Origin of the sequence: Companilactobacillus muriivasis, from assembly GCF_036246245.1 — a bacterium.
Classification (GTDB): domain Bacteria; phylum Bacillota; class Bacilli; order Lactobacillales; family Lactobacillaceae; genus Companilactobacillus; species Companilactobacillus muriivasis.
Window position 1 is genome coordinate 216,226 of the sequence record NZ_BTTQ01000002.1, and the last position, 15,329, is coordinate 231,554.

Consider the following 15,329-nt stretch of genomic DNA (forward strand, 5'->3'; position numbering starts at 1 on the left):
ATGGCTAAGAAAACTTATATTCAAGCAATTACAGATGCCTTAGACATTGTTCTGGAAGACGATCCAAAAACATTGATCTTCGGTGAAGATGTTGGTAAAAACGGTGGTGTTTTCAGAACTACTCAAGGACTTCAAGAAAAATATGGTGAAGACCGTGTCTTCGATACTCCATTAGCTGAGTCAGGTATTTTAGGTTTGGCAACTGGTTTGGGTTTAACTGGTTGGCGTCCTATTCCTGAAATTCAATTTATGGGTTTCTCATTTGAAGCTGTTGATCAAATTGCTGGTCAATTAGCTAGAATGCGTTTCAGATTCGACGGCTTGAAGAATGCTCCTGTAACAATTCGTACACCTTATGGTGGAGGTACACATACAGCCGAAATGCACGCTGATAATTTGGAAAATTTCTTTACTGGAATTCCCGGATTACGTGTTGTTATGCCAAGTAATCCCTATGATGCTAAAGGTCTATTGATTTCATCAGTTGAAAACAATGATCCAGTGCTATTTATGGAAAACTTGAAACTATACCGTTCAATGAAAGATGATATTCCAGATGGCAAGTATACAGTACCTTTGGACAAAGCAAATGTTGTCCGTGAAGGTAATGATATTACTATCGTTGCTTATGGTGCCGAAGTAAATGAAGCACTTAAAGTGGCTGATACTTTGGCAGAAAAGAATATTTCCGTAGAAGTTATCGACTTGAGAACTGTTTCTCCTATTGATACTGAAACAATTTTCAAATCAATTCAAAAGACTCACAAAGTTGTAATTGTCCAAGAAGCACAAAAGATGGCCGGCGTTGGTGCTCAAGTTGCATCGGCCATTGCTGAAGGTGCCATTCTTTCTCTCGATGCACCAGTTGGTAGAGTAGCTGCTCCAAATAGTGTTTATCCATTTGCTCTTGGTGAAGACATCTGGATTCCACGGGCTAAAGAAATTGAAGAAAAAGTAAATGAAATTCTCAACTACTAATAATCGAAGGAAGGGAAAACAACTATGGCATACAAATTTAAATTACCAGAGCTAGGCGAAGGTATGGCCGAAGGTGAAATTGCTAGCTGGCTCGTAAAAGAAGGAGACACTGTCAAAGAAGACGACTCCTTGGTAGAAATTCAAAATGATAAATCCGTTGAAGAATTACCATCCCCAGTTGCTGGTACTGTTAAACAAATTGTAGCTAAGGAAGGGGACACAGTCGAAATTGGCGATACATTGATCGTGATTGATGATGGTTCTCCTGATTCTGGCGATGACGACGCACCAGCACCAAAAGCAGACGAAAAAGCTGCACCTGCTGCTAGTGAAAGTAGTTCAAGTGCCCCAGCTGCAGCAGCAACTGGTTCAGCCAATACTCATTATCTAGCAATGCCATCAGTTCGTCAGTACGCTCGTGATCAAGGCGTTGATTTAGCATCTGTTACTCCAAGTGGTAAGCATGGCCAAATTACTAAAGCTGATGTTGACTCATTCAAGAGTGGCAATCCAGCTAGTGTTAGTGCTCCAGCTGCAGCAGCAACTGCAACAACAAGCACTGCCAGTGCACCTGCTCAACCAATTACGCCATACAAGTCTGCTACACCAGAACTTGAAACACGTGAAAAGATGTCGCTTACAAGAAAAGCTATTGCTAAGGCAATGCTGACAAGTAAGCACACAGCTCCACACGTTACAAGTTTCGATGATGTTGAAGTTTCAGCTTTGATGGCTAACAGAAAGAAATACAAGGCAATCGCTGCTGACAAGGGTATTCACTTAACATTCTTGCCATATATTGTTAAAGCTTTGGTTGCTGTCATGAAAGCTTATCCTGAACTAAATGCTTCAATCGATGATTCAACTGAAGAAATTGTTTACAAACACTACTACAACGTTGGTATTGCAACAAATACTGAACACGGACTCTACGTTCCAAATGTTAAGAATGTTGATTCTAAAGGGATGTTTGAAATTGCTAAGGAAATCACTGAAAACAGTCAAGCAGCTTACGACAATAAACTAAGCATGGACAAGATGAGCGGTGGGTCAATCACAATTAGTAACGTTGGTTCAATCGGTGGTGGCTGGTTTACTCCAGTTATCAACTACCCAGAAGTCGCAATTCTAGGTGTTGGTAAGATTGCCAAAGAACCATATGTTGATGAGGATGGCAACATTCAAGTAGGTAATATGCTAAAACTTTCATTGAGTTATGATCACAGATTAATCGATGGTGCTTTGGCACAAAATGCTTTGAACCTCTTGAAGAAGTTGTTGCATGATCCAGATATGTTATTAATGGAGGGCTAAATTAAAATGGCAGAAAACGTAATAGAAAAAGATACCGTTATTATTGGTTCCGGCCCTGGTGGTTACGTTGCAGCAATCAGAGCTTCAGAATTAGGACAAGATGTAACTGTAATTGAAAAATCAGATACTGTTGGTGGTGTTTGTCTAAACGTTGGTTGTGTGCCTTCAAAAGCTTTAATCACTGCTGGACACAGACTTCAACAAGCAAAGGATTCATCAACTTACGGAATTACAACTAGTGACGCCACAATTGACTTTACCAAGACACAAGCTTGGAAAGACGAAAAAGTTGTTGCCAGAATGACTAATGGTGTGCAAATGCTTTTGAAGAAGCACCACGTTGAATTGATCAATGGTGAAGCTTATTTAGACAGCGATACACAGTTGCGTATCATGCCAAGTGGTCCAAGACAATTTATGGACAATGGTGGCGGTCAAACTATCAAGTTCAAAAATTTAATTTTGGCAACTGGTAGTCGTCCAATTGAAATCAGAGGATTCAAGTTTGATGACCGAGTAATTGATTCAACTGGTGGGTTGAACTTGAAGGAAGTTCCAAAGGAATTCATCATTATCGGTGGTGGTTACGTCGGAACTGAATTAGCTGGAGCGTATGCAGACCTTGGGGCTCACGTAACAATTCTTGAAGGTTCACCAAGCATTATCCCTAATTTTGAAAAAGATATGGTTTCAATCGTTAAGAAGAACCTTGAGAAAAAAGGCGTAACGATTATTACTAATGCCATGGCTAAGAAGAGTGAAAATAAAGGTGATTCCGTAGATGTTACTTATGAAGTTGATGGACAACCAACCACATTGAGCGCCGATTATTGTATGGTAACCGTTGGTCGTCGTCCTAATACCGATAACTTTGGTTTGGAAATGACTAACGTTAAAACAACTGACCGTGGTTTGGTTGAAGTCGATGAACAAGGTAAGACTTCAGTTGATCACATCTATGCTATTGGTGATATCACCCCAGGCCCTGCTTTGGCTCATAAGGCATTCTTTGAGGCTAAGACAGTTGCTGGAGCTATTTCTGGTAAACATACAGCAAACGACTATATTGGCGTTCCTGCGGTTTGTTTCACCGATCCTGAACTAGCTAGTGTCGGCTTAACGGAAAAAGATGCAAAAGATAAGAATATTGAAGTCAAAGTAGCTAAATTCCCATTTGCTGGGAATGCACGTGCCGTTTCATTAGATGCTGCTGAAGGATTTGTTAAATTAGTAGCTGATAAAGAAACTGGAACATTGCTAGGTGGTCAAATAGTTGGGCCAGGCGCCAGTGATTTGATTTCTGAATTGAGTGTAGCTGTAAATTGTCAATTGAATGCGGAAGATATTGCCTTAACAATTCACCCACATCCAACATTAGGCGAACCAATTCAAGAAGCAGCCGATATTTTAATTGGTTACCCAACACATATTTAAGCTGTACTTGTTTAGAAACCGAAATAATCTCGTTTCGTATACTAAATAAATGAATTAAACAAAAAAGCGATGCAATTACATCGCTTTTTTTGTATAGTAGACTAAAGGTTTCTTTGGGTGGGGTGCCGCCAGCGCGTGTCAGTAATGCAATCGCTATGGGGACCGGGCCGAGCCAAAGTCTCGTCCCTCGCTTTGAATCCTTGCAAGTTCGGCAAGTATCCAAAGTCGCCCCGTGGTGTAATGGCTAAAGCCATAACGCCATCTGCACAGCAGATTGTATTACTGACACGCACTGGCTAGGGTATTTGTGTTATGCGATGGTATGGTAATATCATTGATATTTAAAAATCTATTTTTTAATGATAAAAGTTTAAAGATTTAGATTAAATGAATTATTTTGATTATCATTTAGTCAATTTAAGTATATTAGATAAAAGAAATACATTAACTGGAGGTTGCTAGGGAGATGGAACCGGTAGTGGCAGTGGTGTTAGGTCGGTGATTTTCCGGCCTTACAGCACAGGACGTATTTTGAGATTTGCGGTTTTTGCAAAGCTCAAAATCGAGGTTCGAGACCGCATCTCAGGCTCGTACCGGTCCCACAGCAGGCTCCATATCCCTAGCAACCGTAAGTGGCAGTTAAAGCAGTTTTTTTAAAGGAGTAATTCTATGCAAGATAATTATAGCTATCCACTTGATGAGGCTTGGACGCAGGCAGATATTGTTACTGTGATTGCACTGTACAATGCGGTCGAGAAAGCTTATGAATCCGGTGTCAAACGGGATGAATTTTTGCAAAAATATCGTGCATTTCAACAAGTGGTTCCCATGAAAATGGAACAGAAGAGACTGGATAAGCAGTTTGAATTAGAATCAGGCTATTCGATCTATCAAGTTTTCAAACAAAGCCAACAGGCTAAAAACAGTGAGAAAGTCAGGATTAGAAATGCAAGTAGATAGTAAGGAAATTGACAGTTTTTTGGTAAAGCTCCTCACCCAAGTTGGCGAGAAGTTGCGTGAAGATTCAATTAAAAATATGTCGGTCGCAACGAAAAAGAATCGCAACGATTTAGTAACCAATTTTGATAAAAAAACTGAGCAGTTTGTTAATAGTGAAATTAAGAAGGCTTATCCTGATGCTACAATCGTTAGCGAAGAGGGCTATGGCGACCTTGTTAAGGATATGTCAGGACTAGTTTTCTTTGTCGATCCAATCGATGGAACCATGAACTTTGTTAAGCGTGGCGATAATTTTGCATCGATGATTGGCGCTTACATTGACGGTGAACCATTAAATGGTGCTATCATAGACGTTATGGATAATGAAATTTATCACGGTGGCAAAGAAATTGGCTTGTTTATCAATAATCAAAAGATTGATAATCCAAAGAACCTGCCCTTGGTAGAAGGTTTAGTTGACGTATCCGCTCCAATGGCCTTGGCAAATAAATTTGCCGTTCAAGATGTCATTAAAAAGAGCAGTGGCTTTCGAGTTTACGGAAGTGCCGGAATTATTTTCGGTCACCTTCTGACTGGTAAAGAAGTCATGTATATGTCATACTTAGCTCCTTGGGATTTAGCCGCTGGACGCGTTATGTGTGAGGCAGCAGGGATGAGTGTCGTAAGTATTGACGGTGCCCCAATAAATATGTTAGAATCACAAGTCGTAATAGTTGGTACTCAGAAAGTTGTTTCTGAAGCGCTAAAGACACTTAAAACGCGTTAGTGAACTGTGACAGTCATTCACAGTTTTTTTATTGCAAGTAATTTAAACACGTATTTACGGAAGGAAGAACTAACTTGACTAAGAGAAGAGAAGATATTAGAAACATTGCGATCATCGCTCACGTTGACCACGGTAAGACTACATTAGTTAACGAAATGTTAAAACAATCAGACACACTAGGAAAGCACTACGAAATTCAAGATCGTGCCCTTGATTCAAATGCTATTGAAAGAGAACGTGGTATCACAATCCTTTCTAAGAATACAGCTGTTGATTACCAAGGCAAGAAAATCAACATTTTGGATACACCAGGACACGCGGACTTCGGTGGTGAAGTTGAACGTATCATGAAGATGGTTGATGGTGTACTTCTAGTTGTTGATGCATATGAAGGTACAATGCCTCAAACACGTTTTGTTTTGAAGAAAGCTTTGGAACAACATTTAACACCTATCGTTGTTATCAACAAGATTGATAGACCAGGTGCTCGTCCTGCAGAAGTAGTTGACGAAGTTCTTGAACTATTTATCGAATTAGGTGCTGATGATACACAACTTGATTTCCCAGTTATTTATGCTTCAGCTATCAACGGAACATCAAGTTACTCAGATGATCCTGCTGATCAAGAACACACAATGGATCCATTGTTCGACACAATTTTGAAGACTATTCCAGCTCCAGTGGACAACTCAGACGAACCTCTACAATTCCAAGTTGCATTGTTGGATTACAATGATTACCTTGGTCGTATCGGTATCGGACGTATTTTCCGTGGAAAGATCAAAGTTGGTGACAACGTTACAGTTATGAAACTTGACGGCTCAACAAAGAATTTCCGTGTTACTAAGCTATTTGGTTTCATGGGTCTAAACCGTGTTGAAATCAATGAAGCTAAAGCCGGAGACTTAATTGCTGTTTCTGGTATGGAAGATATTTTCGTTGGTGAAACTGTTACACCAGTTGACCACCAAGAAGCACTTCCATTGCTACGTATTGATGAACCTACATTGAAGATGATGTTCCTACAAAACAACTCACCTTTTGCTGGTCGTGAAGGTACACAAGTTACTGCTAGAAAGATTGAAGACCGTTTGAAGAAACAATTGCACACTGATGTTTCATTGCGTGTTGAAGATACTGATCAAGCCGGTGCTTGGATGGTTTCAGGTCGTGGTGAACTTCACTTGTCAATCCTTGTTGAAGAAATGCGTCGTGAAGGTTTCGAATTACAACTATCACGTCCAGAAGTTATCTACAAGACTATTGATAACAAGAAGTGCGAACCTTTTGAAGAGGTAACTATTGATACACCTGATGAATACGTTGGTTCAGTTATTGACTCAATGTCTCAAAGAAAGGGTGAAATGGTTAACATGGAAAGTACTGGAAATGGTCAAACAAGACTTATTTTCTCAGCACCTTCACGTGGTTTAATCGGTTATTCAACAGAATTCTTGTCAATGACTGGTGGTTACGGTATTTTGAACAACACATTCTCAGAATACAAGCCAGTTGTTAAGAACTGGAACCCAGGTAGAAGAACTGGTGCTTTGGTTTCAATCAACCAAGGTCCATCAACTACTTACTCACTACAATCAGTTGAAGATCGTGGTACATTGTTCATCGGTGCCGGTGTTGATGTATACGAAGGTATGATCGTTGGTGAAAGTAGCCGTGATCAAGATATCGCTGTTACTGTTACAAAGGGTAAGAACCTAACAAATACTCGTGCCGCTGGTAAAGATCATGCTGCCGCAATCAAGACACCTAGAGAAATGTCACTAGAACAATCTATCGAATTCCTAAACGAAGACGAACTTTGTGAAGTAACACCTGAAAGTGTTAGATTACGTAAGAAGATCTTGGGTACAAACGATCGTAAGAAGTTTGATAAGACAAAGAAAAACTCAAAATAATTAATATTTTAAGGAGCTAGGGACATGTGTCCTTGGCTCCTTTTTTCTTTGACCGATTTTTGTATTCTTTAATTTAAATTGAGTGATATCAGTTACCTTTCATTATCTGAAATTGTATCCAGGTTTGATGATTTGTATGGTTGGATATTCAAAAATTGAAATATTTATATAATCAGATGCTTTAAAATGCTAGTCGGAAGAGATGAGAACATTCACCTGCTGTGGGTGTGGCGTTATGGCTTCAGCCATAACGCCACCGGGCGTGTTTGGAGACTTGCGTTTTTTGCAAGGCTTCAAACCGAGGTTCGAGACCGCATTTTGGCTCGGACCGGTCCGCATAGCAGGTGAATGTTCTCATCTCTGGAGATATCATATTTCAATACCCAACTCGGCAGTTTTTTTCTATATTTGTTTGGTGGTATAATCTTATTATCAGATTTTAGGAGATCAAATGTGAAAAAATTAAGGAAAATAGACTTATGGATAGTCATTCCATACATTTTGCTTTTGGGCATTGGAATTGTGATGGTTTACTCCGCAAGTTTCTACAATGCACTAGTTGTTGGTGGCAGAACGAATCAGTATTTGATCAAGCAATTAGCTTATGCCGTCTTAGGATTATTTCTTTGTTATGTGACATTTATGTTGAAAGAAAAAATTTTTAAAAATCAGCGAATTTTAAGTATTGTCATGTTAATTACTGGAGGCTCGTTATTTTATTTATTACTAAGAGCCAAGTTGGTCCCTAGTAGTCGTGTTAATGGTGCTTCAGCGTGGATTAATTTGGGCTTGATTAATTTTCAACCCTTGGAATTAGCTAAACTATTTTTCATCATGTATTTAGCCTTGTTTTTAACTAATAAGCAAAATCGACTGTTAAGAAAACATGGTTGGAAAGAAGTTTTTCTAGAAGTTTTGCAGCCGCTAATAGTCGTCATTTTGATGATTGTGTTAGTTTTCTTGCAACCTGATGTTGGTGGTGCGTTAATTCTGTCACTGATTACCTTGGTTCTACTGTCGTCTTCAACCATTCCGGGACGTTTGATTGCTGAATTGAGTGGGACGCTATTGGTTGTCTTCACAAGTATGGTTGTTATTATTACGAAGTTTCCTCCTGAATTTGTCAAACATGGTTATGCTTATCAACGATTTTTAGCCATGCAACATCCATTTCAGCTGGAACAGAAATCTGGAGCACAATTGGTCAATTCTTTTTATGCGATTAGTAATGGTGGCGTTTTTGGTGTCGGGCTAGGAAACAGTATCCAAAAACGTGGCTATTTGCCTGAACCTCATACCGACTTCATTATGTCGATTGTCAGTGAGGAGTTAGGCTTCGTTGGTGTGGCGTTTATATTAGGATTATTGTTTATCATTATTATGAGAATGATTTCTCTAGGCTTTAGATCTAGAAAAACTTATAACTCACTAGTCTATTATGGTGTTGCAACAATGATCTTGGTTCAAGTGGTTCTTAATATTGGGGGACTCCTGGGTGTGATTCCATTGACTGGTGTTACTTTGCCATTTGTTAGTTATGGTGGTTCCAGTCTCTTAATCTTGTCGGTAGCTTTAGGTGTCGTGTTGAATCTTGAGGCAACTGCTAAATTTGAAAAAATTAAAAAAGGGTGATCCTATGTATAAAAAAGTAGAGCGCCAGGCACTTTATGTCTGGGTCTACTCATTAAAGTGGAGAAAAAAATTGCAACGCTACGGTACAATTTATTACACTTCACCTAAAATGAAATATGTGATGCTTTATGTTAATTCAAGTAAAGTACCAGAAATAAGAAAAGAATTAAATTCCAAGAATTACGTTAAACGCGTATCTTTAGCTCATCGTAAAGAATTAGATGAACATTTTGTTTTAAAATCCAAGAGTACTGAAGAGGAAAATTAATGAAAGTTGTTTCAGGAAAGTTTCGTGGTTTAAATTTAAAGGCGGTGCCAACCAACAATACTCGTCCCACTTCATCTAAGGTGAAGGAAGCTGTTTTTAGCATGTTGTCGCCTTATATGGTCGATGGCGTGGCTTTGGACTTATTTGCTGGTACTGGTAGCCTAGGTATTGAAGCGGTCTCTCGTGGCTATGAACAGGCTTTTTTGGTTGATAAAGCCTATAAGGCTATTAATACGATCAAAGAGAATATCGAAAAGACTCATGCGGAAGACAGTTTTGTAGTTATGAAGACTGCTGCTACAGAGGCTTTACAAAAGTTTGCGGTGGACGGTGTGAAGTTTGATTTAGTCTTCTTAGATCCACCATATCGGATGAAGATTACTGAACAAATTATCAAAGATATGGTTGAACAAGACCTTTTGAATCCAGATGCCATTATCGTTGATGAAACTGATTATGATATTGATTTGAATGACTTTGATCGGATCGATTTAATTAAAGAAAAACGTTATAAAGATACAAAGGTTGCACTGTATCAATTTGGAGGTTAATATGTCACAAAAGATTGGACTCTTTGTTGGAAGCTTTGACCCCGTTACTTATGGTCACTTGGATATTATTCATCGGTCTGCCAAACTGTTTGATAAATTGTACGTGGCACCAATGACAAATACTTCCAAAAAATATTTATTTACTTATGAAGAGAAGAAAGCTTTTATTGAAGCTGAAATCAAGGATTTAGAAAATGTTGAAGTCGTGGATGCTAAAGGTGAACTGACTGTTAAGCTAGCTCAAGATTTAGGTGTCAATTTCTTAGTCCGTTCGATGAGAACTGCCGATGATTTCAAGTATGAATCTGGAATATCAGCTATCAATAAAATTTTAGATAAAAAAATTGAAACAATATTCCTGCTAGCAGATAGCAGATATGCTACGATATCTTCATCAATGATGAAAGAGGTCGCTAGTTTTGGTGGGGATATTTCAGGGTTTGTTCCTCCAGCAGTGGCTCAGGCGTTGATAGAGAAGTATAGGAAGGACTAGCCTATTTTGAAATTTAATAAGACAAGAAATAAAGTTTTAAGTGCCATCTTTATAATTATTGTGGTAGCGGCATTCTTCCTGACACCAACAGGATATTATTTAGAAGTGCCTGGTACAGCGGAAGATACATCACAATTTGTCAAAGTTGATGGCAAACACGATAAGAAAAAGGGTAACTTACTTTTGACAACCGTGGGAATTGTTCAAGGAACGCCGTTTACTTTGTTAAAATCATTAGGAAATAATTTTGAGACAATTTATTCGCAAAAAGATTTAATGGGTGATGAAAATAGTCAACAGTATTTCAAAGTACAACAGTATTACATGAAGTCTGCTCAAAATAGTGCTGTGCAAGCGGCCTATTCTAAAGCTGATAAACCTTTTACTAAGAAATATTTAGGTGTTTATGTGATGGATGTTATGAGCAACTCCGACTTTAAGAAGAAGTTGGAAATTGGTGATACGATTACTTCCATCAACGGTTATCATTTCAATAATGCGGATCAGTTTATTAAGTATGTTCGTAAACAAGATAAACATTCGACTGTGAAAATTAGTTTCTTACGTGATGGTAAGAAAAAGACTGCCTCAGGAACATTAGTTAGATTGGCTGATACTAAGCGCTTTGGTCTGGGAATTACTTTAACAGATGATACTGAAGCTGAAGGTAATCCACCAACTAAGATTGATGCTGGTCAAATCGGTGGTCCTTCTGCTGGTTTAATGTTCACGTTACAAGTCTATTCGCAAGTTGCCAATAAAGATTTGAAGGCTGGCCGTACGATTGCAGGTACTGGTACCATTGCACCAGATGGAACCGTTGGACCAATTGGTGGAATCGAGAAAAAGATTTACGCTGCCTCCGAAGAAGGAGCCACGATTTTCTTTGCACCAGACGATCCAGTTACGAAAGAAATTAAGAAATATGAACCCGGATATGTGAATAATTATCATTTAGCTCTCCGTGCAGCTAAGAAATTACATACGAAAATGAAGATTGTTCCAGTTAAAAACTTGAACGATGCAATAAATTATCTAGAAAAGACAAAACAGTCCAAATAAGGGCTGTTTTTTTTCGTAGTTTTTTCTGAGGTGATAGAAATGGAAAATATTTTAGATTATTTCAACCGGAACAAAATGGTAGTTTTAGTTGGATTAGTGATTATTGCGCTAGGAACGGGATATTACCTGACTCAGCATCATCAAACGTCAACTGTGAAAAACGACCTTAAAACAGAAACTAAGGTGTTAGCGGTTAAAAAGGATGACAAGGTTGCAAAAGCACCAAAAAGTAAGATTGTCGTAGTCGATATTCAAGGAGCAGTTAAAACGCCTGGAGTTTATCGTCTACAAGCTGGAGCCATCGTTCAAGATGCATTAAAAATGGCGGGTGGTTTAATTCCTAATGCGGATATTAAACAGCTAAATCAAGCAAAAAAATTAACGGATCAGATGCAAATTTATATACCAGTAGTTGGTGAAAAAGGTTCAGGTCCCTCAGTAGGCAGCGGCAATGGTAGTGGTGGCGATAAAAAAGTCGTTAATATTAATACTGCAACGGTCGATGATTTCAAGAATGTATCAGGAATTGGTCCTAAAAAAGCTGAAAAAATCATTGCTTTTCGGGAGAAAAATGGTGAATTTAAGCAATTGCACGATTTGACCAAGGTTTCTGGTATCGGTGAGAAGAGTTTGGATTCATTGAAAGATCAGTTGACTGTTTAAAATATGAAAGGATTGCTGATATTTCCGACTTTAGTAGCTATTCTAATTGTGGCAATTTACTTTGAAGCCAGTTGGTTAATTATCTTTTTAGTTTTGATACTACTGAGAATTATTTGTTTAAAAAATAGACGACTATTATTGCTAGTTTTTGTAGTTGCTGGAGTGTTTTGGATCCGATGTCAGCTATTAGAACAGAGTTTGAGACCGGTGGTGCCTCATTTTTCAAATGCAATTTTTTCTCCAGATACTTATTCAGTTAATGGAGATTTACTGAGTGGACAGTTTCAGACAGAAAAGCAGACAGTTAGATTTATTTACAAATTAAAATCAAAAAGTGAACAAACTGACTGGCGACAACAGGCTGAGATTGTTGAAGCTCCAGTGAAAATTAAAAATGTTACTGAAATTAATGGTCCGCGTAATAGTGGAGAATTTAATTTTAAAAAATATACCTATCATAAAAATATTCATTATACAGTTGAATTGAGCAAAATTGGACAGAAAAAAGCATATCGACCGCAAACCATTTTAGATAAAATAAATGTTTTACGAATACATATAATTCAACATTTAGCTAGACTACCTAAATGGTTAAGAATCCATGCTCAGAGTTTAATTGTTGGATATACAAAGAATGAAGATAAGGATTTTCTCAAGATACTCAGTATTTTAGGGGTAATTCATCTGTTTAGTCTGTCGGGGCTGCATGTTTTGATATTGTTGACGATTATACGAAAGATCACGTCAGCATTGCGAATACCGGTAGAATGGGTCAACGACGTAATGTTAATTCTACTGCCGTGTTATGGGATATTAGTGGGATCAAAAAGTGGTATTTGGCGAGCAATTGTTTTAGCAATGGTAGGGATAATTTTGGGCAAATTGAAAATAACTTGGAGTCGGCTAGATGTTTTTAGCGTGACGATAATGATTTGTTTATTAATTTACCCATTTGGAGTAGTTGAAATGGGTGGACAATTGAGCTTTTTGCTGTCATTTGCGATTCTCTATCTGTATAAAGAAACTAAATTTTTACTTACTGTGTTCAAAATGAATTTGGTCAGCTTACCTCTGATCAGTTTTTATACATATCAGTTTAATTGGCTGACACTACTAGCCAATGTGTTGTTTATACCGCTGTTCACTTATGTTATTTTACCGTTGACGTTAATTTCCTCAATTACAGTTGATTGGCAATTTTGGAAAATACCAAATCATTTTTTTGAATGGCTTTACAGCTTTTTAGATACTTTGACTGATTCATCATATACACTGATAACTGGTAAATTGCCAGCTGGAATTGTCGTGATTTTAGTTATAATCGTCTTATTTTATATTGAGAGTAAGACTTTTTGGAATAGATATTTGTGGCAATATTTGGCAATATTTATCGGTTGCATCATATTAAATAAATTTCCGCTCTTTGGTTCGGTTAGTTTGATTGATGTTGGTCAAGGTGACAGCATTCTTGTCACAACACCGCTGCAACGAAAGGCTTTTTTGATAGATGTTGCTGGAAAATTGAGTTTCCCGACAAAACCTTGGGCAAAGCGAACTAGCAGCAATCAGGTTGAGAATAGTACAATTCCTTTCTTGAAGTCTCAGGGTATCAGTCATATAGATAAAATATTTATTTCTCATAAAGATGTCGATCATATTGGAAATTTGGATACTATTCTGAATAAATTTCCAGTTAAAGAAGTTAATTTTGGAATCGGTTTGGAAGAAAATAAGCGTATTAAGCAGGCAATCAAACAACATCCAGAAATAAAATTTAAGAATTTACGGCAAGGGGATGTCGTTGATACCGGATTTATTAAATGGCAAGTGTTGTGGCCGAAGAAAAAAGGTATCGGTGAAAACGGCGATTCTCTGACATTGTTGGCAAAAATTAAGAACAAAAAGTGGCTTTTTCCCGGTGACTTAGACAGTGCGGGTGAGGAAGCTATTTTAAAAAATAATAATTTTCAGATCGATTATTTGAAACTAGGACATCATGGCTCTAAAACAGCTACTAGTAATACTTTGCTAGAAAAAACGAAACCAAATTTAGGCTTTATTTCGGCTGGAATTAATAATCGTTATGGTCATCCTAATAAAGAGACTTTGGAGCGATTGCAGAAGCATCAGGTGCAATATTTTAATACGGCTGAATATGGTATGATTACTTGGTATTATTTTTCCTATAGCAATCAGGAAAAGATAACAACTTTTTTAAAGGGTGACTTGGTTGAAAATAACAGAACTAAAAAATAATTTAAAACAAGGCAATTTGAGCAACGTATATCTAATTACTGGTAAAGAGCAAGTTTTTATCAAAGATATTCAAAAATCTTTTAAAGAAATCATGTCACCAGAAGAACGTGATATGAACTTTTCTAACTTCGATTTAGAAGAAGTTTCACTCGCAGATATGATTAATGAGGCTATTTCAGCACCTTTCTTTGGTGAAAGACGACTGGTTTTTGCGGAACATCCTTTTTTTCTAACTGGTGAGCGAATTAAACATACCATTGATCAGGATCCAGATTTATTGTTGAGATATATTAAAAATCCAACTCCTTCAACAATTTTGGTCATTTTTGCGTCGTATGATAAATTGGATTCACGTAAAAAGATTGTTAAAGAATTGAAAAAGTCGGCGACAATGGTAGATGCGGGTCAAATGGAAGGTCCAGTTTTGAGTCGAACAATCAATAATGATCTAAAAATTGCGGGTTATCAAATTGAACCAGCAGCTTTGGAGATATTGATTAATAAGACTAAGGGCAATTATTCATTAATTACTAATCAACTGGAAAAGTTGAAGATGTATGCATTGAAATCGAAACAAATTGATCAAGCGGCGGTTTCTGAATTAGTACCACAATCTTTGGAAGATAATGTCTTTGATTTGATGACTGAAATTTTGAATAAGAATATTTATAAAGCTGAGGAACTTTATAATCAGTTCTTATTACAAAAAATTGATCCGATATTGTTGGTTGCAATCATCATTTCGCAATTACGATTATTGATTCAGGTTAAGATTTTGTCAGAAAGAGGTTTATCTGAGTCAACAATTGCTAAAAGCTTGCGATTGAATCCTTATCGAGTGAAATATGCTCATCGTCAGGCGCGAACATTGAATCATCCCAGACTACAAGTAATGTATGACGATATTGTTAATTTAGACTATCAAATTAAATCAGGGCAAGGGGACAAAGAACTACTATTTGATCTCTTCATTGCTAAATATGCATAAAAAAAGAGGATTCAGATAATTTTATCTGAATCCTCTTTTTTGGACAAA

General features: G+C 37.5%; 14 protein-coding genes. All 14 read left to right on the forward strand.

The window, feature by feature from the left end; all coding sequences use genetic code 11:
• Window positions 1–978 (forward strand): alpha-ketoacid dehydrogenase subunit beta, encoded by a 978-nt coding sequence (locus AAA923_RS03915; RefSeq protein WP_338214717.1) that lies wholly within the window; start codon window positions 1–3, stop codon window positions 976–978.
• Window positions 979–1,002: 24 nt separating this feature from the next.
• Window positions 1,003–2,292, forward strand: a complete 1,290-nt coding sequence (locus AAA923_RS03920) for a 2-oxo acid dehydrogenase subunit E2 (protein ID WP_338214719.1) — start codon at window positions 1,003–1,005, stop codon at window positions 2,290–2,292.
• A gap of 6 nt (window positions 2,293–2,298) precedes the next feature.
• Window positions 2,299–3,726, forward strand: a complete 1,428-nt coding sequence (gene lpdA, locus AAA923_RS03925) for a dihydrolipoyl dehydrogenase (protein WP_041499439.1) — start codon at window positions 2,299–2,301, stop codon at window positions 3,724–3,726.
• Window positions 3,727–4,395: 669 nt separating this feature from the next.
• Window positions 4,396–4,686, forward strand: coding sequence for a UPF0223 family protein (locus AAA923_RS03930; RefSeq protein WP_338214722.1), 291 nt, complete (start codon window positions 4,396–4,398; stop codon window positions 4,684–4,686).
• Window positions 4,673–5,452, forward strand: coding sequence for an inositol monophosphatase family protein (locus AAA923_RS03935; protein WP_338214723.1), 780 nt, complete (start codon window positions 4,673–4,675; stop codon window positions 5,450–5,452). The genes AAA923_RS03930 and AAA923_RS03935 overlap by 14 nt, the downstream gene beginning before the upstream one ends.
• Window positions 5,453–5,526: 74 nt before the next feature.
• Window positions 5,527–7,368, forward strand: coding sequence for a translational GTPase TypA (gene typA, locus AAA923_RS03940; RefSeq protein WP_338214726.1), 1,842 nt, complete (start codon window positions 5,527–5,529; stop codon window positions 7,366–7,368).
• Between the two features lie 453 nt (window positions 7,369–7,821).
• Entirely contained in the window at window positions 7,822–9,000 is a 1,179-nt protein-coding gene (locus tag AAA923_RS03945; protein ID WP_338214727.1) for an FtsW/RodA/SpoVE family cell cycle protein, read from the forward strand.
• A 4-nt stretch (window positions 9,001–9,004) separates the two neighbouring features.
• Complete coding sequence (locus tag AAA923_RS03950) at window positions 9,005–9,268, forward strand: YlbG family protein (RefSeq protein ID WP_041499510.1); 264 nt, start codon at window positions 9,005–9,007, stop codon at window positions 9,266–9,268.
• Complete coding sequence (gene rsmD, locus AAA923_RS03955) at window positions 9,268–9,819, forward strand: 16S rRNA (guanine(966)-N(2))-methyltransferase RsmD (RefSeq protein ID WP_338214730.1); 552 nt, start codon at window positions 9,268–9,270, stop codon at window positions 9,817–9,819. Before AAA923_RS03950 ends, rsmD begins: the two co-directional genes overlap by 1 nt.
• A gap of 1 nt (window position 9,820) precedes the next feature.
• Window positions 9,821–10,312, forward strand: coding sequence for a pantetheine-phosphate adenylyltransferase (coaD, locus tag AAA923_RS03960; protein ID WP_338214732.1), 492 nt, complete (start codon window positions 9,821–9,823; stop codon window positions 10,310–10,312).
• A 6-nt stretch (window positions 10,313–10,318) separates the two neighbouring features.
• Window positions 10,319–11,374 carry a SepM family pheromone-processing serine protease gene (locus AAA923_RS03965; protein WP_338214734.1) on the forward strand — a complete coding sequence of 352 codons (1,056 nt, stop codon included), beginning with the start codon at window positions 10,319–10,321 and terminating at the stop codon, window positions 11,372–11,374.
• A 39-nt stretch (window positions 11,375–11,413) separates the two neighbouring features.
• Entirely contained in the window at window positions 11,414–12,037 is a 624-nt protein-coding gene (locus tag AAA923_RS03970; protein WP_338214737.1) for a helix-hairpin-helix domain-containing protein, read from the forward strand.
• Window positions 12,038–12,247: 210 nt separating this feature from the next.
• Window positions 12,248–14,293 carry a DNA internalization-related competence protein ComEC/Rec2 gene (locus AAA923_RS03975; RefSeq protein ID WP_338214739.1) on the forward strand — a complete coding sequence of 682 codons (2,046 nt, stop codon included), beginning with the start codon at window positions 12,248–12,250 and terminating at the stop codon, window positions 14,291–14,293.
• Window positions 14,259–15,281 (forward strand): DNA polymerase III subunit delta, encoded by a 1,023-nt coding sequence (holA, locus tag AAA923_RS03980; protein WP_338214741.1) that lies wholly within the window; start codon window positions 14,259–14,261, stop codon window positions 15,279–15,281. Before AAA923_RS03975 ends, holA begins: the two co-directional genes overlap by 35 nt.
• Window positions 15,282–15,329: the final 48 nt, after the last annotated feature.